2 protein-coding genes are annotated in these 1,308 nt (G+C 32.6%); both read left to right on the top strand.

Translation table 11 applies throughout. From position 1 onward, the window contains the following. Positions 1 to 606, top strand: a 606-nt coding sequence (locus tag AMDU4_RS12500) for a hypothetical protein (protein WP_290705350.1), incomplete at its 5' end; no start/stop codon positions are given. Further along, the coding region (locus AMDU4_RS12495) for a hypothetical protein (protein WP_021788305.1) at positions 597 to 1,308 on the top strand (712 nt) is incomplete at its 3' end. The genes AMDU4_RS12500 and AMDU4_RS12495, both read left to right, overlap by 10 nt.

The following is a 1,308-nucleotide window of genomic DNA, read 5'->3' as shown; positions in this document are numbered from 1 at the left end:
CGTCGAGAGGAAATTAAATCCATTAAATATGAAAATATTAAACGAATCTCTCTTAATGATTCAATACTTATGTTATTATCAGCCATGGATTATAATAAAAAAATAATTTCTAGAACATTATTTCAAAGAGAAGTCTTCCTATTTTATGAGGATATACTTAAAGATCTTGGAATCTCAAAGGGAGCAGTAGAGGCAGGATTTTTTCCCTATAAATATGGTCCCTACAGTATTGATGTGAACCTATCATTATCTACGTTAATATTTTCAGGTGTAATACAAGTTGATAATTTCTATAAATCGCAAGAGGGTAAAAATAAAAGAAGCTTCCTAACTGTATTCACAACCGGCGAAGATTTTGATAAAGTGGCAAAAAAATATGAAGACATATTTATAGATAAGGGTGTAACTCTGGAAAATTTTCGTAAAATACTGTGCGATCGAAAACATGCATGGGATCAGAGCGAGGCAAAGGGAATCGCAAAATTATTGATTTCAAAGGGCTTTAAGGAATGGTACAATAAAAAGTCGCTTGATGATTCATATCCCTTAATCCATTTTGGTAAAATTCGGGAAGAATTCAGACCCAGGGTGAGTAAGTGGTTATAGAATTTAAAGATATACAATCAGATGACTTTTCTAGGCATATGCCATTGAGGTATTATCCACGTGCAATGAGGATAAAGTTCAAGAAAGAATTCGTAACTCCAATGCGTGCTGTTATAGATAGTGAATATATAAAAAAGATGGATTTCCCGAACCAGATTAAGCTTGAAGATTATGTTTCAATAAAGGTTAAATATTTTAATGAGGATGATTTTTCAAGTTTCCTTCGTAAAAATGGTGCCATGAAGAAGCTCAGCGAAGACATAGGAAATTTTATGAAAAGTTCAACAGATTCTTATCTATCAATGTTGTCCTTGAGACCTTTGTATAGTAGTATATGGCCTAACTTAAACCAAAGGCAATTTGAAAGTTTTATGCGTTTTCTCAATGTGGCAGAAGGTGGTCTTACCACAAGATCACTTCCAAACATACCAATAGATATAGAATATAAAACAGTAGTAAATGAATTTTGCAAACAATATGAAGAGTACAATCCTGTTATTTGGCTAGATCTAAAGGAAGACCCGGGAGCATTTGAAAAAAGAATAGATGTATTAAAACTCTTAATAAATGAGGGAAGGTTGCAAATGCTTGGGTTTAACGCCGAGAGATTTGGCACAGCAGAGGATTACAATGTAAATCTAGATTACATGTATTCAAATCTTATGGATAAAGAGATTCTTTTAATTTATGAAGGCTCAAATA

The sequence above is a fragment of the Ferroplasma sp. Type II genome, from assembly GCF_000496155.1.
This window is presented reverse-complemented; position numbering and strand designations above follow the sequence as displayed.